Source organism: Pseudomonas sp. Leaf127 (genome assembly GCF_001423155.1).
Classification (GTDB): Bacteria; Pseudomonadota; Gammaproteobacteria; order Pseudomonadales; family Pseudomonadaceae; genus Aquipseudomonas; species Aquipseudomonas ovata.
Genome location: NZ_LMOA01000022.1, coordinates 568,311 through 593,587 on the forward strand (window position 1 = coordinate 568,311; position 25,277 = coordinate 593,587).

Here is a 25,277-nt window from a genome sequence, read left to right on the forward strand (position 1 = left end):
GTGTATGCGCATGCGCGCGCCGATGGCGGTGCTTGGTTTGCTGTTGATGGCCCTGGCCGTGGATGTATGGGCGGCGGCTACCCAGGTACGCAGTGTCCGTCTGTGGCGTGCACCGGATAACACCCGGCTGGTGTTCGACCTCACCGGGCCCGTGCAGCACAGTGTCTTTACGCTGACTTCGCCCGATCGCCTGGTCATCGATATCAATGGCGCCACCCTGGGCGGGCCGTTGAACATCGCTACGGCCAATACGCCGATCACCAGCATGCGCTCGGCGCAGCGTACGCCAACCGACCTGCGCGTGGTGATCGACCTGAAAAAGGCGGTCACCCCCAAGAGCTTTACCCTGGCGCCCAACCAGCAATATGGCAACCGTCTGGTGGTCGACCTGTTCGATGACGCCGCCGATGCCAATCCGCCTCCAAGCCTGCCTGAAACCACCGTGGCCACCGCTCCGGCGGTGCCGATCAGCCCGGCCAAGCCCGAGATCAAGCTGACCCCGGTGCCCAGCGGCAAGCGTGACATCGTGGTGGTGATCGACGCCGGTCACGGTGGCGAAGACCCTGGCGCCTCGGGCGGCAAGGGCCAGGTGGAAAAGCACGTGGTGCTGTCCATCGCCAAGGAGCTGCAACGCCAGGTCAACGCCGAAAAAGGCTACCGTGCCGAACTGACCCGTACCGGCGACTACTTCATCCCGCTGCGCAAGCGTACGGAAATCGCCCGGGCCAAGGGCGCCGACCTGTTCGTGTCGATCCACGCCGACGCTGCGCCGTCCAAGGCCGCGTTCGGTGCCTCGGTGTTCGCCTTGTCCGACCGTGGCGCCACTTCGGAAACCGCGCGCTGGCTGGCTGACAGCGAAAACCGCTCCGACCTGATCGGCGGTGCCGGTGCGGTCAGCCTGGACGACAAGGACCGGATGCTGGCCGGCGTGCTGCTGGACCTGTCGATGACCGCTTCGCTGTCGTCGAGCCTGAACGTGGGGCAGAAGGTGTTGAGCAACATCGGGCGGATCACCTCGCTGCACAAGTCGCGGGTCGAGCAGGCCGGCTTCATGGTGCTCAAGTCGCCGGACATCCCGTCGATCCTGGTCGAGACCGGCTTCATTTCCAACGCCAACGAAGCCAATAAACTGACCACGGCCTCGCACCAGCAGGCTCTGGCGCGCTCGATCAATGCCGGCGTCAAGCAGTTCTTCCAGCAGAACCCGCCCCAGGGTACGTACATCGCCTGGCTGCGTGACAACGGAAAGCTGGCCCAGGGCCCACGCAATCATGTCGTACGCTCCGGCGAAACCCTGGCCATGGTGGCGGCCCGCTACGACATGAATGTCGCCACGCTGCGCAGTGCCAACTCGTTGAAAACCGATGAGTTGCGTGTTGGCCAGGACTTGCGAATCCCCAGTGCCGAGGTTGCTTCACAACCATGACCGATCTGCTTGCCGACAGCGTGCCTGTCGAGGGGCCCGACAATGGGGTCGAGGCTGCGCGCATCGAATTGCTCAGCCCGCGGCTGGCCAACCAGATCGCCGCCGGCGAGGTGGTCGAGCGCCCGGCTTCGGTCATCAAGGAACTACTGGAGAACAGCCTTGATTCCGGGGCGCGGCGCATCGATGTCGATGTCGAACAGGCCGGTATCAAGCTGCTCAAGGTGCGCGATGACGGGCGCGGCATTGCCGCTGACGACTTGCCGCTGGCGCTGGCCCGCCACGCCACCAGCAAGATCCGCGAGCTTGAAGACCTCGAGCGGGTCATGAGCCTGGGGTTCCGGGGTGAGGCGCTGGCCTCGATCAGTTCGGTCTCGCGCCTGACCCTGACCTCGCGCACGCAAGGCGCCGACCAGGCCTGGCAGGTCGAGACCGAAGGCCGTGAAATGAACTCCCGCGTGCAGCCCTCGGCGCACCCGGTCGGCACGTCCGTGGAAGTGCGCGACCTGTTCTTCAATACCCCGGCACGGCGCAAGTTTCTCAAGGCCGAGAAAACCGAATTCGATCACCTGCAGGAAGTCATCAAGCGCATGGCGCTGGCGCGCTTCGACGTCGGCTTTCATCTGCGCCACAACGGCAAGAGCGTCCTGAGTCTGCACGAGGCTCATGACGAGAACGCCCGTGCCAGGCGCGTTGGCGTGATCTGCGGCCCCGGCTTTCTGGAGCAGGCGCTGCCGATCGAGATCGAGCGCAACGGTCTGCACCTGTGGGGCTGGGTCGGGTTGCCGACCTTTTCGCGCAGCCAGGCCGATCTGCAGTATTTCTTCGTCAACGGCCGCGCTGTGCGTGACAAACTGGTCGCCCATGCGGTGCGCCAGGCCTATCGTGACGTGCTGTTCAATGGTCGGCATCCGACCTTCGTGCTGTTTCTGGAAGTCGATCCGGCGGCCGTGGACGTCAACGTTCACCCGACCAAGCACGAGGTGCGCTTTCGTGACGGGCGCATGGTCCACGATTTTCTCTATGGCACCCTGCACCGTGCCCTGGGCGATGTGCGGCCACAGGACCATCTGGCCGATACACAGGTCGAGCCCGAAGCGCCGCGTCCGACCGGGGTGGCTGCCGGTGAGTTCGGCCCGCAGGGCGAAATGACGCTGGCCGCGCACACGCTGGAGCGCCCGCAAGGCCCGGCTTATGGCGGCGCTGCGGGCGCAGGACCCGGTGCCGGTTACCAGTACTCGCCACGCCCGGCTTCCGGCCTGCCGACGGGTGAAGCGCAGCAGGTCTATCGCGAATTCTTTGCGCCGTTGCCGGGGGCTGCCACAGGTGGCGCACCCGGTGCCACGCCCCTGTCGGCCAGCTTGCCGGAGTCCGGCGGTGATGTGCCGCCGCTGGGCTACGCCCTGGCGCAGCTCAAGGGCATCTACATCCTGGCGGAAAATGCCCATGGCCTGGTGGTGGTCGACATGCACGCCGCCCATGAGCGGATCATGTACGAGCGCCTGAAGGTGGCCATGGCCCAGGAGGGCCTCAGTGGCCAGCCGCTGCTGGTGCCCGAATCGCTGGCGGTGAGCCAGCGCGAAGCCGATTGCGCCGAGGAGCATCTCGACACCTTCCGCCAACTGGGCTTCGAGCTGCATCGCCTGGGGCCTGAAACCCTGGTGATCCGGCAGATCCCGGCGCTGCTCAAGCAGGCCGAGGCCAATCGGCTGGTCAGCGACGTGCTGGGTGACCTGATGGAGTACGGCACCAGCGACCGGGTCCAGGCGCACCTGAACGAACTGCTCGGCACCATGGCCTGCCACGGCGCGGTGCGCGCCAACCGGCGCCTGGCCATCCCGGAAATGAACGCCCTGCTGCGCGACATGGAGCACACCGAGCGCAGCGGTCAATGCAATCACGGACGGCCCACCTGGACCCAGATGGGCCTGGATGATCTGGACAAACTCTTCCTGCGCGGTCGCTGAATGAACGCTTTACCCCCGGCCATCTTTCTCATGGGGCCCACTGCGGCCGGCAAGACCGACCTGGCCATCGAACTCACCAGGGTACTGCCGTGCGAACTGATCAGTGTCGATTCGGCACTGGTCTATCGCGGCATGGACATCGGCACCGCCAAGCCTTCCAGGCAGCAACTGGCTGAATTCCCGCATCGTCTGATCGACATCCTTGACCCGGCGCAGAGCTATTCGGCCGCCGATTTCCGGCGTGATGCGCTCGAGGCCATGGCCGACATCACCGCACGCGGCAAGATTCCTTTGCTGGTCGGCGGCACTATGTTGTATTTCAAGGCTCTATTGGAGGGGCTGGCCAGCATGCCGTCCGCCGATGCCGAGGTTCGGGCGCAGCTCGAGGCCGAGGCAAAGGTACATGGCTGGCAGGCCTTGCATGACCAGTTGGCAGCGGTGGATCCGGTCTCGGCTGCACGCATCCATCCCAATGACCCGCAGCGTCTGGTCCGGGCGCTTGAAGTGTATCGGGTCAGTGGAAAAAGCATGACGGCGCATCACGAGCAACAAATTGCGCAAAGTGCCGATGGATCAGCATCGGGACAGGGGCAATTGCCCTATACTGTCGCCAACCTCGCGATAGCACCGGCTGATCGCAAGGTCTTGCATGACCGAATTGCATTACGTTTTGGGCAAATGCTGGAACAGGGATTTCTGGATGAAGTACTGGCGTTGCGCTCAAGGACAGACCTGCACGCAGGATTGCCCGCCATCAGAGCCGTCGGTTATCGCCAGGTCTGGGATCATCTGGATGGAAAGCTGACACGTGAAGAAATGCAGGAGAGGGGCATCATTGCCACGCGCCAACTGGCCAAGCGGCAGTTTACCTGGCTACGCAGCTGGGAAAATCTGCAGTGGCTTGACAGTCTGGATCGCGACAATCTGCCACGCGCCTTGAAATACCTGGGATCGGTCTCCATATTGAGCTGAGTCCTTGCAATTGCCGTCTATCCTTGGGGGGTAGCGGCCAAGCCTATCGAATTCTTGTTTATTTATTATTGATCCTTAAAGGAGTGCGGCACATGTCAAAAGGGCATTCGCTACAAGACCCTTACTTGAATACCTTGCGCAAGGAGAAGGTCGGCGTCTCGATCTATCTGGTCAACGGTATCAAGCTGCAAGGTACGATCGAGTCGTTCGATCAGTTCGTCATTCTGCTGAAAAACACCGTCAGCCAGATGGTCTACAAACACGCTATTTCCACCGTGGTCCCGGTTCGTCCGATCCGTCTGCCAAGCGCTTCGGAAACCGAAGCCGGTGATTCCGAGCCCGGTAACGCCTGATAGGAGCCTGCCTTGTTCTTTGAGCGCCACAGCGGTGGTGAGCGGGCGATACTCGTTCATCTGGAAGGTCAAGACCCTGAGGCGCGCGAAGATCCGCAGGAGTTTCAGGAACTGGCTCTCTCGGCAGGTGCCGATACCGTCGCGTTTATCAACGTGCCGCGTCATCGGCCATCGGCCAAATACCTGATCGGAAGTGGCAAGGTCGAGGAACTTCGCGACCAGATCAAATCCGATCATGTCGATCTCGTGATCTTCAATCACACCCTTACGCCCAGTCAGGAGCGTAACCTCGAACGTGTCTTCGAATGCCGGGTACTTGATCGTACCGGGCTGATCCTCGACATCTTCGCCCAACGCGCCCGTACCCATGAAGGCAAGCTGCAGGTCGAACTGGCCCAGCTTGAGCACATGAGCACCCGCCTGGTTCGTGGCTGGACTCACCTCGAACGCCAGAAAGGCGGTATCGGCCTGCGCGGTCCGGGTGAAACCCAGCTTGAAACCGACCGTCGCCTGTTGCGGGTCCGCCTGCGCCAGATCAAGGGGCGGCTGGAAAAGGTGCGCAGCCAGCGCGACCAGGCCCGGCGTGGCCGCAAGCGTGCCGATATCCCGTCGGTTTCGCTGGTGGGCTACACCAACGCCGGCAAGTCGACGCTGTTCAACGCCGTCACCGACTCCGAGGTCTACGCGGCCGACCAACTGTTCGCCACCCTCGACCCGACCCTGCGCCGTCTGCAACTCGACGACCTGGGGCCGATCGTGCTGGCTGACACCGTGGGGTTCATTCGTCATCTGCCGCACAAGCTGGTCGAGGCCTTTCGGGCAACCCTCGAAGAGTCGAGCAACTCCGACCTGCTGCTGCATGTGATTGACGCCCACGAGCCCGAGCGCATGGCGCAGATCGAGCAGGTCATGGCGGTGCTGGGCGAGATCGGCGCCGAGGGCTTGCCGATCCTCGAGGTGTATAACAAACTCGATCTGGTCGAGGGCGTCGAGCCGCATATCCAGCGCAATGCCGAGGGCAAGCCCGAGCGGGTCTGGGTGTCGGCGCGCGATGGCCGTGGTCTTGAGCTGCTCAAGCAGGCGGTTGCCGAGCTGCTGGGCGAAGACCTGTTCGTCGCGACCTTGCGCCTGCCGCAGGATCTGGCGCGTTTGCGCGCACGGTTTTTCGAGCTGGGCGCGGTGCAGAGCGAAACGCATGATGATGAAGGCTCCAGCCTGCTGGCTGTGCGATTGCCGCGTGTCGAACTCAATCGGCTGGTGAGTCGCGAAGGATTGCAGCCGCTGGAATTCATTGAGCAACACACTTTGCAATAAAAGCACGGGAAAGCGCTTGCACGGCTTTCCCGGGCATTCTGTAGCATGGGGCGGCGCGCCGAGGGCGCGTCTTTGCTTTATCAGATGGAGAGCGCTATGGCTTGGAATGAGCCGGGTGGCAACTCGAACAATCAGGATCCCTGGGGTGGCAACCGTCGTGGTGGCGACCGCAAGGGGCCACCGGATCTCGACGAAGCCTTCCGCAAGCTGCAGGACAGCCTGAAGGGGTTGCTCGGCGGTGGTAAGAAACGTGGTGGCGACGGCAATGGCAGTGGCAATGGCGGCGGCTCGAACAGAGGCGGCGGCTATGGCCTGCTGGGCATCGGCCTGTTCGTGGTTCTGGCCTTCTGGCTGTACAACGCCATCTATGTCGTCGACGAGCAGGAGCAGGCTGTCGTCCTGCGGTTCGGCAAGTACTACGAAACCGTAGGGCCGGGCCTGAACATCTACTTCCCGCCGTTCGACCGCAAGTACATGGAAAACGTCACCCGCGAGCGCGCCTACAGCAAGCAGGGCCAGATGCTGACCGAAGACGAGAACATCGTCGAAGTGCCGCTGACCGTGCAGTACCGCATTTCCAACCTCCAGGATTTCGTCCTCAACGTCGACCAGCCTGAAATCAGCCTGCAGCACGCCACCGAAAGCGCCCTGCGCCACGTCGTGGGCTCCACGGCGATGGACCAGGTGCTGACCGAAGGCCGCGAGCTGATGGCCAGCGAGATCAAGGAGCGCCTGCAGCGTTTCCTCGATACCTATCGCACCGGTATCACCATCACCCAGGTCAACGTACAGAGCGCGGCAGCCCCGCGTGAAGTGCAGGAAGCCTTCGACGACGTGATCCGCGCCCGTGAAGACGAGCAGCGTGCCCGCAACCAGGCCGAAGGCTACGCCAATGGCGTGATCCCTGAAGCCCGTGGTCAGGCCCAGCGCATCATCGAGGACGCCAACGGTTATCGCGACGAAGTGATTTCCCGCGCCAAGGGTGAGGCTGACCGCTTTACCAAGCTGGTGACCGAGTACCGCAAGGCACCGGAAATCACCCGCGAGCGCCTGTACCTGGAAACCATGCAGCAAGTCTTCAGCAATACCAGCAAGGTGCTGGTGACCGGCGACAAGGGGCAGAACAACCTGCTGTACCTGCCGCTGGACAAGATGATCGACAACACCCGCAGCGGCAACAGCACCGCGTCGCCTGCGACCGGTAGTTCGTCTTCCGCGAACTCCGATGCCGGCACCCGGGCGACCGAGATCCAGCAGCGTGAGACGCGTACCAGGGAGAGCCGCTGATGAGCAATAAATCACTGTTCGCACTCATCGTGGGCGTGGTGCTGGCGATCGTCGCCTGGAACAGCTTCTACATCGTGTCGCAGACCGAGCGTGCCGTACTGCTGCAATTCGGTCGCGTGGTTCAGGCCGATGTCCAGCCAGGCCTGCATGTGAAGGTCCCCTACGTCAACCAGGTGCGTCGTTTCGATGCCCGCCTGCTGACACTGGATGCGCCGACCCAGCGGTTCCTGACCCTGGAAAAGAAAGCCGTGATGGTCGATGCCTATGCCAAGTGGCGGGTCAAGGATGCCGAGCGCTTCTACACAGCGACCTCCGGCCTCAAGCAGATTGCCGACGAGCGCCTGTCGCGTCGTCTGGAGTCGGGCCTGCGTGACCAGTTCGGCAAGCGCACCCTGCACGAAGTCGTGTCGGGTGAGCGTGACGCACTGATGTCGGACATCACCGGCTCGCTCAACCGCATGGCGGAGAAAGAGCTGGGCATCGAGGTGGTCGACGTCCGCGTCAAGGCCATCGACCTGCCCAAGGAAGTCAACCGCAGCGTGTTCGAGCGCATGAGCACCGAGCGTGAGCGTGAGGCGCGCGAACACCGTGCCAAGGGTAACGAGCTGGCCGAAGGCATTCGTGCCGACGCCGATCGTCAGCGCCGTGTGCTGCTGGCCGAAGCCTATCGCGAGTCCGAAGAATCGCGCGGTGAGGGTGATGCACAGGCCGCTGCGATCTACTCCAAGGCCTACGGTCAGGACCAGGAGTTCTACTCGTTCTACCGCAGCCTGATGGCGTACCGCGAAAGCTTCTCGAGCAAGAGCGACGTGCTGGTACTGGACCCGAAAAGCGAGTTCTTCCGCTATCTGGAGAAGGTCAAGCCTTGATCTGAATCACCCCGCCGGGCGGCAAAACCGTCCGGTAGGGTGATCGGATGCAAAAACGTGTGTATGATGCGGCAGCCGGGGAAATCCCGGCTTTTTTGCGTCTGCACGATTGATTGGTCGCATCCCGTTTCGGGTATGTGGCAGGATTTTTCGAGGAGAGTGGTCCGAGGCCTGTTCTCGGGTATTTGTCGTGCCCGTCGTATGGCTCCGCTCTCTGCTTCACTCAAGGCTTGCCGCACGGCTTGCCGCCCGCATAAAGGGGAATGGCTTAATGGCAACGGTTGACCGCTGGCTGCTACCAGATGGCATCGAAGAAGTACTGCCACCGGAAGCTGCGCGTATCGAAGTCGCGCGGCGTCGGGTGTTGGATCTGTTCCAGAGCTGGGGCTATGAGTTCGTCGTCACCCCGCATATCGAATACCTGGAATCGCTGCTGATTGGCGCCGGGTCCGATCTGGACTTGCGCACCTTCAAGGTGATCGACCCGCAATCGGGTCGGCAGATGGGCTTTCGCGCCGACATCACGCCACAGGTGGCGCGCATCGACGCACATACCCTCAAACGCGAAGGGCCGACCCGCCTGTGTTATGCCGGCAGCGTACTGCATGCCAAGCCGCGCGCGCTGTCCAACTCGCGCAGCCCGATCCAGCTGGGCGCCGAATTGTATGGCGATGCCAGCACCAGCAGTGACGTCGAAGTCATCAGCCTGATGCTGGGCATGCTGCAACTGGCCGAGGTGCCGGATGTGCACATGGACCTGGGGCACGTGGGAATCTACCGTGGCCTGGCGCGCGCGGCGGGCCTGTCCGGCGAAGTCGAGCAGTTGCTGTTCGACGCCCTGCAGCGCAAGGCCATCGATGAAGTGGTGACCCTCACGGCTGGCCTGCCGGCCGACCTGGCGGCCATGTTGCAGGCGCTGGTCGATTTGTGCGGTGATCGTGACGTGCTGACGGCTGCGCGTGAGCGCCTGGCCGGTGCACCGGCGCCGGTGCTGGCCGCGCTCGATGACCTGATGGTGGTCGCGCAGCGCCTGACCGCACGCTTCCCGGAGCTGCCGCTGTATTTCGACCTGGGCGAGTTGCGTGGCTACCACTACCACACCGGTGTGGTGTTTGCCGCATTCGTGCCGGGTGTGGGCGAGTCGATTGCGCAGGGCGGTCGTTACGACGACATCGGCGCCGACTTCGGCCGCGCGCGTCCGGCCACCGGTTTTTCCACCGACCTGAAAACCCTGGTGACCCTGGGGCAGGCCGAAATCGAACTTCCGTCCGGCGGTATCTGGGTGCCGGACAGCACGGATTCGACGCTCTGGCAGCAGGTCTGCCAGTTGCGCAAAGACGGGCAGCGTGTCGTCCAGGCCCTGCCTGGGCAGCAGGTAAGCGCCGCGCGAGAAGCTGGCTGTGACCGGCAGTTGATCCAGCAGGGCGAGCACTGGCAAGTACTGCCGCTGGCCTGAGTTATTCCTGCCGGCGTCGCCGGTACCAAGTTTGCGTGAATGAGGACAAGTGTTATGGGTAAGAATGTCGTAGTCCTGGGCACTCAGTGGGGTGATGAGGGCAAAGGCAAGATCGTTGATCTGCTGACCGAACATGCTACCGCCGTCGTGCGTTACCAAGGTGGCCACAATGCGGGCCACACCCTGGTGATCGACGGTGAAAAGACCGTGCTGCACCTGATCCCGTCCGGTGTGCTGCGCGAAGGCGTGCAGTGCCTGATCGGCAATGGCGTGGTTGTGGCGCCCGATGCGCTCATGCGTGAAATCGTCAAGCTTGAGGAAAAAGGCATTCCGGTGCGCGAGCGCCTGCGCATCAGCCCGTCCTGCCCGCTGATCCTGTCCTACCACGTCGCGCTGGACCAGGCGCGCGAGAAGGCCCGTGGCGAGCTGAAGATCGGCACCACCGGTCGCGGCATCGGCCCGGCCTATGAAGACAAGGTTGCGCGTCGCGGCCTGCGCATCGGCGACCTGTTCCATCGCGAGCGTTTTGCCGCCAAGCTGGGCGAGTTGCTGGACTACCACAACTTCCAGCTGGTTCATTACTACAAAGAGCCGGCCATCGATTTCCAGAAGACACTCGACGAGTGCATGGAATACGCCGAGCTGCTCAAGCCGCTGATGCTGGACGTGACCGCGACGCTGCACGAGTTCCGTCGTGACGGCAAGGACATCATGTTCGAAGGTGCCCAGGGTTCACTGCTGGACATCGACCACGGTACCTACCCGTACGTCACCAGCTCCAACACCACCGCTGGCGGCATTGCCACCGGCTCCGGTTTTGGCCCGCTGTACCTGGACTACATCCTGGGCATTACCAAGGCCTACACCACGCGTGTCGGTTCCGGTCCGTTCCCGACCGAGCTGTTCGACGATATCGGCGCCTTCCTGGCCAAGCGTGGCCACGAGTTCGGCTCGACCACCGGTCGCGCCCGCCGCTGTGGCTGGTTCGATGCCGTGATCCTGCGTCGCGCCATCGAAATCAACAGCATCTCGGGCATCTGCCTGACCAAGCTGGACGTGCTCGACGGCCTGGAGACCATCAATATCTGTGTCGGCTACGAAAATGAAGCCGGTGCCGTTATCGATGCGCCAACCGATTCGGACAGCTACATCGGCCTGCGTCCGGTGTACGAGCAAATGCCGGGCTGGAGCGAGTCGACCCTGGGTGCCAAGACCCTGGAAGACCTGCCGGCCAATGCGCGTGCCTACATCAAGCGCATCGAAGAGCTGGTCAATGCCCCGATCGACATCATCTCCACCGGTCCGGACCGCAACGAAACCATCGTGTTGCGTCACCCGTTTGCCTGATTGATCGCTGTTGCATAAAACCTGCTGTACAGACAAAGGGCCGCGTTTGCGGCCCTTTGTCATTTCTGCTTGACCTGCGTCTTGCTGCCGGCACGGCAATTGCTGTAGAAACGTCAGAAAAGGTGCCATCATTTTAATGGCATTAGTGTCGGGGGTGTCTCCTGTGTCAGCTGTCCTGTCTCTTCTGCGTAGTCGCTTGCTGCGGCCAGTGTTCATTGCACTCGGCATTGCTCTTTTGGTGCAGGTCCTGATCGCGGTTGCGCTGACGCGAAGCACTGTCACCGCACTGGAGGCGGATCTGGCACAAAGCCTGGGGGTAGATTCGCAACAACTGTCCTCGCAGCTGGAGCAGGCCAGTAACGAAGTGGCATCCAGCCTCAATGCCTTGTCGGTCAATACCCAGCAGCGCCTGAGCCAGGCGCTGTCCACTCGTCTGAAGGATGAGCAGGTGCAGTTGCGGGCCACGCTGGAAAAGAGCCTGCGCGAATCGGCCAATGACATGGCCGAGCTACTGGCGGCCGTAGCGCCGCGTGCGATGTGGGACAACGACACACCCACCCTGTCCGAGTTCGCCCGGCGGGCGCAGCGCAACCCCAATGTGCTGTTCGTGGTGTACGACGATGCCGCCGGCGAGCACTTGACCCGTTACCTGGATCGCGACAACCCCAAGGTCAAGCTGCTGCTGGCCAACGGGCAGGGCGAGCGGGCCATGGACAAGGTGCTCAATGCGGCCAGGACTGACCCTGGTGTGTATTACGTCGAAGCGTCGATCAGCCCCAATGGCGTCGAGATCGGCAAGTTGCGCATGGGCGTCTCGACCACCTCTGTCGAAGAAAGCCTGGCCGCGCTGGACAAGCGCTTCTCCGCCCTGATCACCAGTGGCGAGCAGCTGGTGTCTGCCAGCCTGACCGATGCTTCGGCCGGCAGTGCGGCGGCCTTGCGCAGTCGTTTGCAGGCGGCGCACAGCACTGCCGGCACCATGGCCGACAACACCCGGATGGCGGTCAAGGAAGCGGCTGAATCGCTGCGTTGGAGGATTGGTCTGAGCCTGGCGCTGGTGGGGTTGGGCGTGCTGCTGCTGGTGGCTGTCGTGCTGGGGCATCGGGTGGTCAACAAGCTGCGCCTGCTGATTGCCGCGCTCAACGACCTGGCAGCGGGCGAGGGTGACCTGACCAAGCGCGTCAGGCTCGACAGCAACGATGAGATTGGTGACATGTCGGCGGCGGTCAACCGCTTCGTAGACAAGCTCCAGCCTATTGTCCGTGAGGCGGGTGACGTGGCGCAGCGTACCGGCGTCGAGATCGGGGTGATGAGCGAGCGCAATGCCGGTGCCGATGCTGCCGCCGAGTTGCAGCGCGATGAGGTGGCGGCCAGCCTGCAGGCGCTGGAACGCATGGCCGACGAGGCGCAGAACGAAAGCCAGGCCATGCAGGCCGCCTTGCAGCAGGTGGTGGGCATCAAGCGTGCGACCGACGAAAACACACGGACTTCCAATCAGGTCGGTGGCCTGATCGAGGCCCTGGCCGGGCAGGTCGAGACCGGTGCGCAGGTGATCGAGCGCCTGGCCCAGCAGAGCCAGCAGATCGAAGTGGTGCTGGAGGTGATTCACGGAATTGCCGAGCAGACCAACCTGTTGGCCTTGAACGCCGCCATTGAGGCTGCGCGTGCCGGCGAGACCGGGCGCGGCTTTGCGGTGGTGGCCGACGAGGTGCGGGCGCTGGCCAGCAAGACCCAGAGTTCGACGGGCGACATCCAGGCCCACATCGGCGCGCTGCAGCGTGGCGCCAGGGAGGCAGTGGCCGCCATCGATCAGGCTGGCCGACAGGCCAAGGAGGGGCTGGCAGTGTTGCGTGACAGCACCCGCTTGCAGCAGTCGGTGCAGGAGTCGGTCGAGCAGGTGCATGCCGCGATCGGCCTGGCAACCCAGGCCGCTGTGCATCAGGCGCAAGGCGCACAGGCTGTTCGCGGACGCGTCGAGGTGATCCATGCCCAGGCCGAGCGTGCGGCCAAGGCGGTGTCGGCAACCACGGCCAGCGGCAAGGTGCTCAATGGGCTGGCTGCACAACTGAAGGCCAGTCTGGGACAGTTCAAGGCGTGATCGGGCGGGGCGCTGGCGCGCGGCAAGCAGGGGGGGCTTGCCGGAATGCCGGACCACCGCGACCAGCGGCGTTAGCAGTCGCAAAATTGTGGCGTTTACACGATTTTGCGAGCGCTATGCACTCGGTCGCGGGCAAGCGCGCTCCTACGGCACGCAGGTTGTTCGAAAGCCATACGCCAGAAAGCACAAAACCGAGCACTTGGCTCGGTTTTGTCTGAATTGGTGCCCAGGAGAAGACTCGAACTTCCACGACCGTAAGGTCACCAGCACCTGAAGCTGGCGTGTCTACCAATTTCACCACCTGGGCGGATATTGCATTTGAAGCGTTCGACCGGAATCGAAATCCTGGTCTACTTTAAAACAAGGCAGTACCTTGTTTTTGAATTGGTGCCCAGAAGAAGACTCGAACTTCCACGACCTTGCGGTCACCAGCACCTGAAGCTGGCGTGTCTACCAATTTCACCATCTGGGCAATTCGTTGCTTTCAACCGCATTTTCGTTCGAGAATGCTGTCTGATTCAACTCAACACAGCCTTGGCTGTCGTTGTGGTGCGCATCTTAGGGATGGCCCAATGGCCTGTAAAGCTCTTTTTCATGTTTTTTGAAAAAAAGTGATCAGGGGGCTGAAACGGCTGCTTAGCGTTTCAATCCTGTATATGCGAAACTGCGCCCTTCCGAAAAGGTGAATGAATACTAATGGCCGATTGGCAGTCCCTCGATCCCGAGGCCGCTCGAGAAGCGGAAAAATACGAAAACCCCATTCCCAGCCGCGAGCTGATCCTGCAGCATCTTGCCGAGCGTGGTTCGCCGGCCAGTCGCGAGCAACTGGTCGACGAGTTCGGCCTGACCACCGAAGACCAGTTCGAGGCCCTGCGCCGCCGCCTGCGCGCGATGGAGCGCGATGGTCAACTGATCTATACGCGGCGTGGCACCTATGCGCCGGTCGACAAGCTGGACCTGATCCTGGGCCGCATCAGCGGTCACCGCGACGGTTTCGGCTTCCTGATCCCCGACGATGGTTCCGACGACCTGTTCATGAGTCCGGGCCAGATGCGCCTGGTGTTCGACGGTGACCGTGCCCTGGCCCGCGTTTCCGGCCTGGACCGCCGCGGGCGCCGTGAAGGCGTGATCGTCGAAGTCATCTCCCGTGCGCACGAATCCATCGTGGGTCGCTATTTCGAAGAAAGCGGCATTGGTTTCGTGACCCCGGACAATCCCAAGATCCAGCAGGAAGTGCTGGTCACCACCGGTCGTAACGGTGGCGCCAAGGTGGGCCAGTTCGTCGAGGTGAAGATCACCCACTGGCCGACACCGCGCTTCCAGCCGCAGGGCGATGTGGTCGAGGTCGTGGGCAACTACATGGCCCCCGGCATGGAAATCGACGTGGCGCTGCGCAGCTACGACATTCCCCATGTCTGGCCACAAGGCGTTCTGAAGGAAGCCGCGCGGCTCAAGCCTGAGGTCGAAGAGAAAGACAAGGCCAACCGCATCGACCTGCGTCACCTGCCGTTCGTGACCATCGACGGCGAAGACGCCCGCGACTTCGACGATGCGGTCTATTGCGAAGCCCGTCCCGGCAAGCTGCGCCTGTTCTCCGGCGGCTGGAAGCTGTACGTGGCGATCGCCGACGTTTCCAGTTACGTCAAGATCGGCTCGGCGCTCGACGACGAAGCCCAGGTGCGTGGCAACTCGGTGTACTTCCCCGAGCGCGTCATTCCAATGCTGCCCGAAGAGCTGTCTAACGGCCTGTGCTCGCTGAACCCGCATGTCGATCGCCTGGCGATGGTCTGCGAGATGGATTTCTCCAAGACCGGCGAGATGGTCGACTACGTGTTCTACGAGGCCGTCATCCACTCGCATGCACGCCTGACCTATAACAAGGTCAGCACCCTCCTCGAGCATGGCCGTACCTCCGAAGCGCGCAAGCTGCGTGACGAATACAACGAGGTGGTGCCGGACCTCAAGCAACTGTATGCGCTGTACAAGGTGCTGCTGGGCGCACGTCATGCGCGTGGGGCCATCGATTTCGAGACGCAGGAAACCCGGATCATCTTCGGCTCCGAGCGCAAGATCGCCGAAATCCGGCCGACCACGCGCAACGACGCCCACAAGCTGATCGAGGAATGCATGCTGGCAGCCAACGTGGCCACCGCAGAGTTTCTCAAAAAACATGAAATCCCGGCTTTGTACCGCGTCCACGACGGTCCGCCGCCAGAGCGCCTGGAAAAGCTCAGCGCTTTCCTCGGCGAGCTGGGACTGTCGTTGCACAAGGGCAAGGACGGTCCATCGCCCAAGGATTACCAGGCCCTGCTGGAAACCGTGCGCGAGCGCCCGGACCATCACCTGATCCAGACCGTCATGCTGCGCTCGTTGAGCCAGGCGGTGTACACCGCCGACAACAACGGTCACTTTGGTCTGAACTACGAGGCCTACACCCACTTCACCTCGCCGATCCGTCGCTACCCCGACCTGCTTACGCACCGGGCGATCCGCAGCGTAATCCGCTCCAAGCGCGAAACGACCCATGTGCGTCGCGCCGATGCCGCCACCATTCCCAAGGCGCGCATCTACCCGTACGACGAGCCGCAGCTCGAGCAATTGGGTGAGCAATGCTCGATGAGCGAGCGCCGTGCCGACGAAGCCACGCGTGACGTGGTCAACTGGCTCAAGTGCGAGTTCATGAAGGACCGCGTCGGTGAGTCCTTCCCGGGCGTGATCACGGCCGTGACCGGTTTCGGCCTGTTCGTCGAACTGATCGACATCTATGTCGAAGGCCTGGTGCACGTTACCGCGCTGCCGGACGACTACTACCACTTCGACCCGGTGCACCATCGCCTGGCCGGTGAGCGCAGTGGCCGCAGCTATCGCCTGGGCGACACCGTCGAGGTCAAGGTCATGCGTGTCGACCTGGACGAGCGCAAGATCGATTTCGAAGTGTCGGCCAAGGCCAAGGCCGCCGACACGGTCGCACCGGGCAAGCGCAAGCAGCGCCTGCACGAGACCGCGCCGCCGGCCGAGTCAAAGAAGGCCGCAGCGCCCGCACCGGCGCGTGGCGAGCGTCGCAAGTCGAGCGACAAATCCTCGGACAAGGCTTCGGGCAAGCGTGCCGTCAGCGATGCCTACTACCCCAGCGATGCGGTGGCCAAGAATGCCGAGGTGCGCAAGAGCCGCGAACTGAAGCAGGCACTGCTGAACGAAGCCAAGGGCGCCGGCAAGTCGTCGAGCAAGCCTGCGCGCACTGAGGACTCGTCCGGCAAGCCCAGCAAGCACCGCAAGGGGCCGTCGCGGTCCAAAACCAAGGGCAAGACATGAGTGACCTGGAAAAAATCTACGGTGTGCATGCCGTAGAGGCGCTGTTGCGTCATCATCCCAAGCGGGTCAAGCAGATCTGGCTGGCCGAAGGGCGCAGCGAGCCGCGGGTCCAGACTCTGGTCGAGCTGGCCGGGCAGAATCGCGTACAGATCGGCCAGGCCGAACGGCGCGAGATGGACGCCTGGGTCGAAGGCGTACACCAGGGCGTGGTGGCCGAAGTCAGCCCCAGCCAGGTCTGGGGCGAGGCCATGCTCGACGAGCTGCTTGAGCGCCATGAAGGCCCGCCGTTGCTGCTGGTGCTCGACGGTGTGACCGACCCGCACAACCTCGGCGCCTGCCTGCGCACCGCCGATGCGGCCGGTGCCCTGGCGGTGCTGGTGCCCAAGGACAAGTCGGCGACGCTCAATGCGACCGTGCGCAAGGTGGCCTGCGGCGCGGCCGAAGTGATTCCGCTGGTGGCCGTGACCAACCTGGCGCGCACCCTGGAAAAACTTCAGAATCGCGGCTTGTGGATCGTCGGCACGGCCGGCGAGGCCGAGCAGGAGCTGTACGAGCAGGACCTGACCGGGCCGATCGTGCTGGTCATGGGAGCTGAAGGCAAGGGCATGCGCCGCCTGACCCGCGAGCATTGTGATTTCCTGGTGCGCCTGCCGATGGCGGGCAGCGTCAGCAGCCTCAACGTCTCGGTGGCTTCCGGTGTGTGCCTGTTCGAAGCCTTGAGGCAGCGCAGCGCCAAGTCGGTGAGCAAGAAGTAAGCGGCTTGCCTGCTTGAAAAATACCCCGACCTGTTCGGGGTATTTTTTTATCCGGGAGAAACATCGCCAGTCGATAGTTACCGCGACGTGTAGGCATTTCTTCATCCGCTGTAGGGCATGTCTGTATTTTCTTGAATACTGGCCTGCGGGCGAGTGAGCGCCTATCCATTAAGTATGCCCACATGAAGTGGCATGCCTCTGGAGAAGGACGCTCAGTATGAAAGAACTCGCACCACCGCTCGCTTCGGCCGATCGGCAAGACCCTGATCACGACGCGATTGCCTGTCTTGAAGACCTCTTTATCGAAAAGACCCAGATGCGCCGTATCCGTGAAGGGCAATGCCCTGTGCGGCGCCCCGTTTTCCTGCGCCTCAACGGGGTGGCGCACGGCCGTTTCGAGGTGCTGGAGGGTTTGCCCCAGGCCCTGCGTGTCGGGCTGTTTGCCAAGCCGGGCAGTTATCCGGCCTGGGTCCGGTATTCCTGCGACGTTCCCGATGATCAGCCTGATTTCAAGGCAACGGTAGGGCTGGGCATCAAGCTGTTCGATGTCCCTGGACTCAAGGGGCTTGCACCGGATGAGCACGCACCGACCCTGGACTTTCTGCTGCAGAATCACCCGGTTTTTTTCGTCCGCACCGCGCAAGACATGTGCGAAGCCTTCCGCGACTTCAATGCCTGGGTTCGTGATCACCCGCAAACCCGGCAGGTGCTGGATGACATGGAGAAAATCGTGCCCAGCGTGCTGCAAAGCGAGCTCTGGAGCGTGGTGCCTTATCGGTTCGGCGCATCGGGTTACTGCAAGTACAAGATCGTGCCCGAATCTGTGCCGGCGGCAGAAGAGTCTGACTACAGTGATCCTGGTTATCTGCGCAAGGACCTGCGCAAAAGGCTGGCGGCAGGCGAGGCGCGCTTTCACTTCATGGTGCAGCGATGGACCGCAGACACGCCTGCGCCGGTGGACGATGCCATGGCGCTGTGGGACGAAAGCCTCATGCCGGCCGAGCGCGTAGCGACACTGACGCTGCCGGCGCAAGACATTGATGCCCGCAGCCAGACCGAATATGGCGAGGCGCTTTCCTATAACCCGTGGCGCACGTTGCGCGAGCATGAGCCGGTCGGCAGCATCGCCCAGGCCAGGAAGGTGGTCTATCAGGTTTCGGCCAATGTGCGCCGCAACTACAACGGCCAGACACTTGGCGAACCGCATATGCCGCGCCCGACACGGCTTGAATGACCGGCGGCATCCAATCTCTCCGATTCACTTCGTTCAAGGATGAACAGCATGAACATGCAGGCTCCCCAGCAAAACCCGTCGAACCCTGACCTGAGCAGGATTGTGCGCGCCGCCATTCACCCCGGCATCGGCATTGCGCGGCTCGGCAACAGCCGTGAACCCGATGGCTTTTTCATCGGGCCTGAAACCGTCGACCTGGCTGCCGATGCGCTGGGCGATGTGCGTGACGCAACCGGCGCGCTCAAGCGCCAGGCGGCCCGGTTTCGCCTTTATGGCTACGACGCCGAAGGGCAAGTGGTTGCGGAGCTGACCGCCGACCAGGCGCAGATCGACTGGCAGGTGCATCTGGTCAATCGCAAGGCGCAGTGGTTCAAGTTCGACATGGCAATGGATCTTGAGCAGGCGGCGCACATCGAAGTAGCGCTGCGCAACGAACATCTGACGGGCGCGGCACGCGAGGCGTTGGTCATCGACCCGGGCGTCCGTTCTATTGCGGGCAAGAACAATGCTGGCGAAAAGGCTTGTTTCGACAGTGGCGAGTTCATGGGGATCAAGGTTCCGCTTGGCGAGTTACGTACCGATTCGGCCGGGCGCCTGCTGGTGCTGGGCGGCTTTGCGCAGTCGGGTTCGCCGTCGGGCCGGCCGATCTATGACCCCGATGAGCCCGGCAGCTTTCCCAATGCCAGCGAGTGGTTCGACGACACCTCGGACGGCCCGGTGCGCGCCAGTGTGATCCTCGACGGTCGGCACCTGCCGGTCGAGTCAGCCTGGGTCGTGGCCGCGCAACCCAGTTTTGCGCCGCATGCAGTGGGTTGGCGAACACTTTACGATCTGCTGGTCGACACCTATATCGGCTGTGGCTGGATCAAGCCTGCCGAGCAGGTTTCCTTCCTGCATGATGTGCTGCCGGTGCTGCAGCGCCTGAGCGGCCTGCAGTGGGTCAACAAGGGGTTTGCCGGCCTGTTCGGTCATGGTGCGCCAATGGACTTCAACAATCCGCACCTGCTGGCAAGGCTGTCATGCGCCGACGAAACCTATCGTCATCTGCGTCGTGCGGTGTTCAATGCCTTTCGCGCCGCCGACAACGACGTTCATGAGCCACGTACCTGGCCCTGGCTGTACGGCGATACCTACGGTGGTGATGATGACTTGCCGGCCAACCATCTGGCGCCTTCCTCTGTGCGTAGCGACTTGCTGCGGCGCTGGGTGGACGGGGACTTCATCGATGACTGGCAGGCCGCATCCGGCCCTGTCGACTCACTCGACAAACTGCCTCTCGCAGAACAGCCGGCAATGCTTGACCGGGCGGCGCTGCATTTCTGTGTGGCCGATGCTTTCCATCCCGGTATCGAGTTGAGCTGGCCCATGCGCCATGCATCGCTGTATCGCGCGCCGTTTCGCATCCGGGAGAGGGCAGGTGACCAGCCCTTGCCCGATTACGGATCACACCTGGACCAGCCGACCGCCCTGGGGGCCAGTGGTCCCTTGCATGACCAGCCGCCCGGTGGCCTGAGTCGCTGGATGGCGCTGCCCTGGCAGATCGATGCGGTGGGGTGCCGTTCAGGGTACGACAAGGACTACGATCCCTATCTGCCGACATTCTGGCCGGCGCAGGTGCCCAATCAGGTGCTGAGCGAGGCCGATTACGCGGTGGTGATCGACGGCTCGCGGTCACGTGAACAGCGCCTGGCGTCATTCCACAGCAGGGAGCATTGGGGGCGACAGGTCAAAGGCAACTTTATTGAGAAAGCCATGCAGGTGGTCGAGGATGCCAGCGTGCTGGGCGTGCTGGAGGTGCGCCCCGGCATTGCCGATGACACTGATTTTCCGGCCGTCATGCATGTCGAGATCGAGCGCAGTCCCGGTGGCGGTAGCGCGCCTGACGTCCTGTCTGCCCGCGATCTGCCCGTGCCGGAGCAGGACGCGTACGCCACTGATGAGGCGCGACGTCTGGCTCAGGCTGGCTGGGACAGCGCCGGGCAGTATGAAGAGTTCTGCCGGGTACTTCGGCGTTGACCGCGCTCGATGTAGCGGTGGTCGGTGCCGGGCCTGCCGGTGCGATCGCCGCCCGGTACCTGGCGCAGCAAGGTTGCCGGGTGCTGTTGATCGACCCGGCGCCCGACGTGCCGCGAATCGGTGAGAGCCTGCCGGGCGCCGCCCGGCCCCTGTTGCGCGATCTCGGGCTGCTCAATCACCTGCAGCACAGTTTGCCGCAGGTGTGCATTGGCAATCAGTTCGCCTGGGGAGGGGCGCAGTTGCGCACGCATGACTTCATGCTTGACCCCCACGGTGCCGGCTGGCATCTCGATCGCGCTCGCTTCGATGACGCCTTGCGCCAGGCGGCCCTGTCGTCTGGGGTGATGTGGTGGCGCGAGCGCCTGGGGCCTTTCAGTCGCCTGGCAAACGGCTGGCAGTTGCAGTGTGCGCACAAAAGCGTTCAGGCGCGCTGGGTCATCGATGCCAGCGGCAGGGCGTCGGTTGTGGCCAGGCGCCTGGGGGCAGGGCGGGCCCGGGACCAGGCCTTGATTGCGGTCTATGCCTGGTCGCTGTGCGACAGTCGTGATCAGCGCACCTTGATCGAGGCCGTGGACAAGGGCTGGTGGTATCAGGCACAGCTGCCCGGCGGCCGTTGCGTGGTCGCGTTGCATACCTGTCCTGCCGAGGCCGCCATGTTACAAGGGTGCCGGCCATCCTGGCTCGAACAGCTGGCGCGCACGCAGCATCTTCGATCGTTCTGCCAGGCTGATCAGTGGAGCCTGCCGCGTGCCTGCGATGCCAGCGGCAGCCAGTTGCAACACGGGCTGAGCGATGGATGGCTGGCGGTGGGCGATGCGGCCCTGGCCTTCGACCCCTTGTCATCCCAGGGGCTGTTCAATGCGCTCTACACCGGCTTGCGCGGTGCCCAGGCGGTGCACCAGGCCTTGCAGGGCCAGCCCCAGGCGCTGGCGCCTTATCGTCTTGTGTTGCAAAGCATCCGCCAGGCTTATGTGCGCCAGATCGACTACCACTACCGACGCGAACAACGCTGGCCGCGTGAGCCGTTCTGGCAGGCGCGCAACGGCCGTGTCGGGCAATGACAGGCAGAATGGGACGCGAACAGGCGGGTCTGGAATGGGCTGTTCAAATAATCACCAATTGCCTTGCGCCGCACCTGCCCCTTCTCTACAATTGCGCCCCTTGCTGTCGCGGCAGGCCATCATGTGCCTGTCCATGCGCAAGGCACACACGAGTCATTCACTCCTTGTCTGACCACATTTCGTGGCAGGCTACAACCCGTAAGGAGCATTCATGCGTCATTACGAAATCATCTTTCTGGTCCACCCGGATCAGAGCGAACAAGTCGGCGGCATGGTTGAGCGTTACACCAAGCTGATCGAAGAAGACGGTGGCAAGGTTCATCGTCTGGAAGACTGGGGCCGTCGTCAACTGGCCTATGCAATCAACAATGTTCACAAGGCTCACTACGTGATGCTGAACGTTGAGTGCACCGGCAAGGCCCTGGCCGAGCTGGAAGACAACTTCCGCTACAACGATGCCGTGATCCGTAACCTGGTCATCCGTCGCGACGAAGCCGTTACCGGCCAGTCCGAGATGCTCAAGGCTGAAGAGAACCGCAGCGAGCGCCGTGAGCGTCGTGACCGTCCTGAGCACTCTGACAGCGCCGATGGCGATGACAGCGACAACAGTGACGTTAGCGATAACGCTGACGAGTAATCCACGGACCTTTTGAGGAGCCTATTACATGGCACGTTTCTTCCGTCGTCGTAAATTCTGCCGCTTCACCGCTGAAGACGTGAAAGAGATCGATTACAAGGATCTCAACACTCTGAAAGCCTACGTATCGGAAACCGGCAAAATCGTTCCAAGCCGCATCACCGGTACCAAAGCTCGTTATCAGCGTCAGCTGGCCACCGCTATCAAGCGCGCCCGCTTCCTGGCCTTGCTGGCTTACACCGACAGCCACGGCCGCTGAGACCGGGTCGTCGACAAGACGTAACAAGGGATAGATCGCATGCGCGCCTTAGCTGAATTGATCATGCGCGGTCGTATGCAGGCCACTCTGATTGTGGCCGGATGTGCGGCATTGCCGCTGCTGTTCTGGTTGAGTGCTGCCGCAGGAAGCCTTGTGCTCCTGCGACGCGGGTTCAGTGATGCCGCCGGCATCCTGGCCTGGGCTCTACTGCCGGCCTTGGCCTGGTGGTATTTCGGTGAACCGCGTACCGCTATGGTGCTGGTCGGTTCGCTAGGCCTGGCAATGGTTTTGCGTGCCAGCGAGTCCTGGGTCCGTGTGCTGCTCGCCAGCGTGGCGTGGGGATTGTTGTATGCAGTGATCCTGGGTTCGGCGTTTCGCGAACCCATCGAGATGTTGTCGCAGGAGATTCAGAAACACCTGCCGGCAATGCTCCCCGGTATCTACGATCAGATGAGCGTAGAAGAGCGGGCCCGCCTGGGGTCATTGATTGCACCGGTCCTTAACGGCCTTATAGCGGCATTGTTGCAGATCGTCAGTGTGCTGACCCTGATGCTGGGGCGTTACTGGCAAGCGTTGTTGTACAACCCTGGCGGTTTCGGGCGCGAATTTCGCGCCGTGAGACTGCCGCGGATACCGATGTTCGTGCTGTTGGTGTGCATGCTGGTGGGACCGAACTTCGGTCCACACATGGCCATGTTGACACCGTTGTGCAGCGTGCCACTGGTGTTTGCGGGTGTGGCCCTGATTCATGGCCTGGTGGCTGAAAAGCGCCTGGCCAGGTTCTGGCTGGTGGGGTTGTACATCACGCTGCTGTTATTCATGCAGCTGATCTATCCGTTGCTCGTGGTCTTGGCCATTGTCGACAGCCTGATTGATTTTCGCGGCCGCCGGGGGTCGAAAGACGCCGGTAATGGTTCTGCGAACGGTGAAGGTTAAAAGTTAGAGGATTTCCACATGCAACTGATCCTTCTGGAAAAAGTCGCCAACCTGGGCAACCTGGGCGACAAAGTAAACGTCAAGGCCGGCTACGGTCGTAACTACCTGCTGCCTTACGGCAAGGCCACCCCTGCGACCGCTGCCAACCTGGCTGCGTTCGAAGAGCGTCGTGCCGAGCTGGAGCAACTGGCTGCCGACAAGAAAACTTCGGCCGAAACCCGCGCCGCCCAACTGGCCGAGCTGGAAGTGACCATCACTGCCACCGCTGGCGACGAAGGCAAGCTGTTCGGTTCGATCGGTACTCACGATATCGCTGACGCACTGACCGCCTCGGGCGTTGAAGTGTCGAAAAGCGAAATTCGTCTGCCGAACGGCACCATCCGTAACGTCGGTGAATTCGACGTGGCCGTGCACCTGCACAGCGACGTTGACGCAACCGTTCGCGTTGTCGTGGTGGCTGCTTAAGCAGCACATGGTCGTCTGGCGGGTTGACCGCCAGAGGATTAACATCGGGCACGATCCTGTTCACAGGTCGTGCCCTTTGTCTTTCTGCAAGCCTGATGAGTAACTCGAATTCCAGTGGCCATGAACGATATCTCCGCCCCCGAGCAGTACGATCTGCAAACCGCCGCCCTCAAGGTGCCGCCTCACTCCATCGAAGCCGAACAGGCTGTGCTCGGTGGCCTGATGCTGGACAACAACGCCTGGGAGCGCGTGCTCGATCAAGTCTCGGATGGCGACTTTTATCGTCATGATCACCGTCTGATCTTCCGGGCCATTGCGCGCCTGGCCGATCAGAACCTGCCGATCGACGTCGTGACCCTGTCCGAGCAACTGGACAAGGAAGGCCAGGCCTCGCAGGTCGGTGGCCTGGGCTACCTCAGCGAACTGGCCAAGAACACCCCGTCGGTGGCCAACATCAAGGCCTACGCGCAGATCGTTCGTCAGCGGGCCACCTTGCGCCAACTGATCGGCATCAGCAGCGAAATCGCCGACAGCGCCTTCAACCCCGAAGGCCGCACCGCCGAGGAAATCCTCGACGAAGCCGAGCGCCAGATCTTCCAGATTGCCGAGGCCCGTCCCAAGACGGGCGGTCCGGTGGGCGTCAATGACCTGCTGACCCGGGCCATCGACCGCATCGACACGCTGTTCAACAGCAACAACGCCATCACCGGCCTGTCCACCGGCTACACCGACCTGGACGAAATGACCAGTGGCATGCAGCCGTCCGACCTGATCATCGTGGCCGGTCGTCCGTCGATGGGCAAGACCACTTTCGCCATGAACCTGGTGGAGAACGCCGTCTTGCGCAGCGAGAAGGCCGTGCTGGTCTACTCGCTGGAGATGCCGGGCGAATCGCTGATGATGCGGATGCTGTCCTCGCTGGGGCGCATCGACCAGACCAAGATCCGCTCCGGTCAGCTGGATGACGACGACTGGCCGCGCCTGACCTCGGCGGTCAACCTGCTCAACGACCGCAAGCTGTTCATCGATGACACCGCCGGTATCAGCCCGTCGGAAATGCGCGCCCGGACGCGCCGTGTCGCCCGTGAACATGGCGAGATCGGCATGATCATGATCGACTACCTGCAGTTGATGAAAGTCCCCGGTGCCGCCGGCGACAACCGCACCAACGAGATCTCTGAGATCTCGCGCTCGCTCAAGGCACTGGCCAAGGAATTCAACTGCCCGGTCATCGCCCTGTCGCAGCTCAACCGCTCGCTGGAGCAACGTCCGAACAAGCGCCCGATCAACTCCGACCTGCGTGAGTCCGGTGCAATCGAGCAGGACGCCGACGTGATCATGTTCGTCTACCGTGACGAGGTTTACCACCCGGAAACCGAGTACAAGGGCATCGCCGAAATCATCATCGGCAAGCAGCGTAACGGCCCGATCGGCACCTCGCGCCTGGCGTTCATCGGCAAGTACACCCGCTTTGAAAACCTGGCGCCGGGCAGTTATCAGTTTGACGATGACTGAT

20 protein-coding genes and 2 tRNA genes are annotated in these 25,277 nt (G+C 62.5%); 20 read left to right on the forward strand and 2 right to left on the reverse strand.

Translation table 11 applies throughout. The annotated features are described in order from the left end of the window. Positions 1-4 precede the first annotated feature (4 nt). The 10 genes from ASF84_RS20400 (at position 5) to ASF84_RS20445 (ending at position 13,086) form a co-directional block, all read left to right on the forward strand. Positions 5-1,426, forward strand: a complete 1,422-nt coding sequence (locus tag ASF84_RS20400; protein ID WP_056840658.1) for an N-acetylmuramoyl-L-alanine amidase — start codon at positions 5-7, stop codon at positions 1,424-1,426. Beyond that, positions 1,423-3,390, forward strand: a complete 1,968-nt coding sequence (gene mutL, locus ASF84_RS20405) for a DNA mismatch repair endonuclease MutL (protein WP_056840659.1) — start codon at positions 1,423-1,425, stop codon at positions 3,388-3,390. The genes ASF84_RS20400 and mutL overlap by 4 nt, the downstream gene beginning before the upstream one ends. Beyond that, entirely contained in the window at positions 3,391-4,362 is a 972-nt protein-coding gene (gene miaA, locus ASF84_RS20410; protein WP_056840660.1) for a tRNA (adenosine(37)-N6)-dimethylallyltransferase MiaA, read from the forward strand. 92 nt (positions 4,363-4,454) lie between these two features. Further along, positions 4,455-4,715 carry an RNA chaperone Hfq gene (gene hfq, locus ASF84_RS20415; RefSeq protein WP_056840661.1) on the forward strand — a complete coding sequence of 87 codons (261 nt, stop codon included), beginning with the start codon at positions 4,455-4,457 and terminating at the stop codon, positions 4,713-4,715. Positions 4,716-4,727: 12 nt separating this feature from the next. Next, positions 4,728-6,029 (forward strand): ribosome rescue GTPase HflX, encoded by a 1,302-nt coding sequence (gene hflX, locus ASF84_RS20420; protein ID WP_056840662.1) that lies wholly within the window; start codon positions 4,728-4,730, stop codon positions 6,027-6,029. Between the two features lie 96 nt (positions 6,030-6,125). Then, positions 6,126-7,316: an FtsH protease activity modulator HflK gene (gene hflK, locus ASF84_RS20425; RefSeq protein WP_056840663.1), complete on the forward strand. Its 1,191-nt coding sequence runs from the start codon at positions 6,126-6,128 to the stop codon at positions 7,314-7,316. Next, positions 7,316-8,185, forward strand: a complete 870-nt coding sequence (hflC, locus tag ASF84_RS20430; RefSeq protein ID WP_056840664.1) for a protease modulator HflC — start codon at positions 7,316-7,318, stop codon at positions 8,183-8,185. Before hflK ends, hflC begins: the two co-directional genes overlap by 1 nt. A gap of 271 nt (positions 8,186-8,456) precedes the next feature. Next, positions 8,457-9,641 (forward strand): ATP phosphoribosyltransferase regulatory subunit, encoded by a 1,185-nt coding sequence (locus ASF84_RS20435; RefSeq protein WP_056840665.1) that lies wholly within the window; start codon positions 8,457-8,459, stop codon positions 9,639-9,641. Between the two features lie 54 nt (positions 9,642-9,695). Next, the gene (locus ASF84_RS20440) at positions 9,696-10,988 is read left to right on the forward strand and encodes an adenylosuccinate synthase (RefSeq protein ID WP_056840666.1); all 1,293 of its coding nucleotides are present in this window, start codon (positions 9,696-9,698) and stop codon (positions 10,986-10,988) included. Between the two features lie 163 nt (positions 10,989-11,151). Next, a complete protein-coding gene (locus ASF84_RS20445) occupies positions 11,152-13,086 on the forward strand; it encodes a methyl-accepting chemotaxis protein (protein ID WP_056840667.1) in 1,935 nt (644 codons plus the stop codon). 220 nt (positions 13,087-13,306) lie between these two features. Here ASF84_RS20445 and ASF84_RS20450 read toward each other — a convergent pair. Both ASF84_RS20450 and ASF84_RS20455 read right to left on the reverse strand, forming a co-directional pair. After that, positions 13,307-13,393 (reverse strand) — tRNA-Leu (locus tag ASF84_RS20450). Positions 13,394-13,471: 78 nt separating this feature from the next. Continuing rightward, positions 13,472-13,558: transfer RNA gene (locus tag ASF84_RS20455), tRNA-Leu, on the reverse strand. Positions 13,559-13,782: 224 nt separating this feature from the next. Between ASF84_RS20455 and rnr the strand changes: the two genes are divergently transcribed. The 10 genes from rnr (at position 13,783) to dnaB (ending at position 25,276) form a co-directional block, all read left to right on the forward strand. After that, complete coding sequence (gene rnr / locus ASF84_RS20460) at positions 13,783-16,398, forward strand: ribonuclease R (protein WP_056840668.1); 2,616 nt, start codon at positions 13,783-13,785, stop codon at positions 16,396-16,398. Continuing rightward, on the forward strand, positions 16,395-17,153 hold the full coding sequence (rlmB, locus tag ASF84_RS20465) for a 23S rRNA (guanosine(2251)-2'-O)-methyltransferase RlmB (RefSeq protein ID WP_056840669.1): 759 nt from the start codon (positions 16,395-16,397) through the stop codon (positions 17,151-17,153). Before rnr ends, rlmB begins: the two co-directional genes overlap by 4 nt. Before the next feature lie 217 nt (positions 17,154-17,370). After that, complete coding sequence (locus ASF84_RS29240) at positions 17,371-18,387, forward strand: hypothetical protein (RefSeq protein WP_056840670.1); 1,017 nt, start codon at positions 17,371-17,373, stop codon at positions 18,385-18,387. 48 nt (positions 18,388-18,435) lie between these two features. Continuing rightward, the gene (locus ASF84_RS29245) at positions 18,436-20,403 is read left to right on the forward strand and encodes a LodA/GoxA family CTQ-dependent oxidase (protein WP_201783686.1); all 1,968 of its coding nucleotides are present in this window, start codon (positions 18,436-18,438) and stop codon (positions 20,401-20,403) included. Continuing rightward, the gene (locus tag ASF84_RS20480) at positions 20,400-21,464 is read left to right on the forward strand and encodes an FAD-dependent oxidoreductase (protein WP_082481736.1); all 1,065 of its coding nucleotides are present in this window, start codon (positions 20,400-20,402) and stop codon (positions 21,462-21,464) included. Before ASF84_RS29245 ends, ASF84_RS20480 begins: the two co-directional genes overlap by 4 nt. A gap of 211 nt (positions 21,465-21,675) precedes the next feature. Beyond that, entirely contained in the window at positions 21,676-22,101 is a 426-nt protein-coding gene (rpsF, locus tag ASF84_RS20485; RefSeq protein ID WP_056840671.1) for a 30S ribosomal protein S6, read from the forward strand. A gap of 28 nt (positions 22,102-22,129) precedes the next feature. Then, positions 22,130-22,360, forward strand: a complete 231-nt coding sequence (gene rpsR, locus ASF84_RS20490; protein ID WP_002551829.1) for a 30S ribosomal protein S18 — start codon at positions 22,130-22,132, stop codon at positions 22,358-22,360. 39 nt (positions 22,361-22,399) lie between these two features. Further along, positions 22,400-23,296 carry a hypothetical protein gene (locus tag ASF84_RS20495; protein WP_056840672.1) on the forward strand — a complete coding sequence of 299 codons (897 nt, stop codon included), beginning with the start codon at positions 22,400-22,402 and terminating at the stop codon, positions 23,294-23,296. An 18-nt stretch (positions 23,297-23,314) separates the two neighbouring features. Next, positions 23,315-23,761, forward strand: a complete 447-nt coding sequence (gene rplI / locus ASF84_RS20500; protein ID WP_056840673.1) for a 50S ribosomal protein L9 — start codon at positions 23,315-23,317, stop codon at positions 23,759-23,761. A 120-nt stretch (positions 23,762-23,881) separates the two neighbouring features. After that, positions 23,882-25,276 carry a replicative DNA helicase gene (gene dnaB, locus ASF84_RS20505; RefSeq protein ID WP_056840674.1) on the forward strand — a complete coding sequence of 465 codons (1,395 nt, stop codon included), beginning with the start codon at positions 23,882-23,884 and terminating at the stop codon, positions 25,274-25,276. Position 25,277: the final 1 nt, after the last annotated feature.

Excerpts from the sequence above, each read along its gene's own strand:
- ASF84_RS20400 (WP_056840658.1), top strand. The coding sequence starts at position 5 with ATGCGCATGCGCGCGCCGATGGCGGTGCTTGGTTTGCTGTTGATGGCC.
- mutL (WP_056840659.1), top strand. The coding sequence starts at position 1,423 with ATGACCGATCTGCTTGCCGACAGCGTGCCTGTCGAGGGGCCCGACAAT.
- miaA (WP_056840660.1), top strand. The coding sequence starts at position 3,391 with ATGAACGCTTTACCCCCGGCCATCTTTCTCATGGGGCCCACTGCGGCC.
- hfq (WP_056840661.1), top strand. The coding sequence starts at position 4,455 with ATGTCAAAAGGGCATTCGCTACAAGACCCTTACTTGAATACCTTGCGC.
- hflK (WP_056840663.1), top strand. The coding sequence starts at position 6,126 with ATGGCTTGGAATGAGCCGGGTGGCAACTCGAACAATCAGGATCCCTGG.
- hflC (WP_056840664.1), top strand. The coding sequence starts at position 7,316 with ATGAGCAATAAATCACTGTTCGCACTCATCGTGGGCGTGGTGCTGGCG.
- ASF84_RS20435 (WP_056840665.1), top strand. The coding sequence starts at position 8,457 with ATGGCAACGGTTGACCGCTGGCTGCTACCAGATGGCATCGAAGAAGTA.
- ASF84_RS20440 (WP_056840666.1), top strand. The coding sequence starts at position 9,696 with ATGGGTAAGAATGTCGTAGTCCTGGGCACTCAGTGGGGTGATGAGGGC.
- rnr (WP_056840668.1), top strand. The coding sequence starts at position 13,783 with ATGGCCGATTGGCAGTCCCTCGATCCCGAGGCCGCTCGAGAAGCGGAA.
- rlmB (WP_056840669.1), top strand. The coding sequence starts at position 16,395 with ATGAGTGACCTGGAAAAAATCTACGGTGTGCATGCCGTAGAGGCGCTG.
- ASF84_RS29240 (WP_056840670.1), top strand. The coding sequence starts at position 17,371 with ATGAAAGAACTCGCACCACCGCTCGCTTCGGCCGATCGGCAAGACCCT.
- ASF84_RS29245 (WP_201783686.1), top strand. The coding sequence starts at position 18,436 with ATGAACATGCAGGCTCCCCAGCAAAACCCGTCGAACCCTGACCTGAGC.
- rpsF (WP_056840671.1), top strand. The coding sequence starts at position 21,676 with ATGCGTCATTACGAAATCATCTTTCTGGTCCACCCGGATCAGAGCGAA.
- rpsR (WP_002551829.1), top strand. The coding sequence starts at position 22,130 with ATGGCACGTTTCTTCCGTCGTCGTAAATTCTGCCGCTTCACCGCTGAA.
- ASF84_RS20495 (WP_056840672.1), top strand. The coding sequence starts at position 22,400 with ATGCGCGCCTTAGCTGAATTGATCATGCGCGGTCGTATGCAGGCCACT.
- rplI (WP_056840673.1), top strand. The coding sequence starts at position 23,315 with ATGCAACTGATCCTTCTGGAAAAAGTCGCCAACCTGGGCAACCTGGGC.
- dnaB (WP_056840674.1), top strand. The coding sequence starts at position 23,882 with ATGAACGATATCTCCGCCCCCGAGCAGTACGATCTGCAAACCGCCGCC.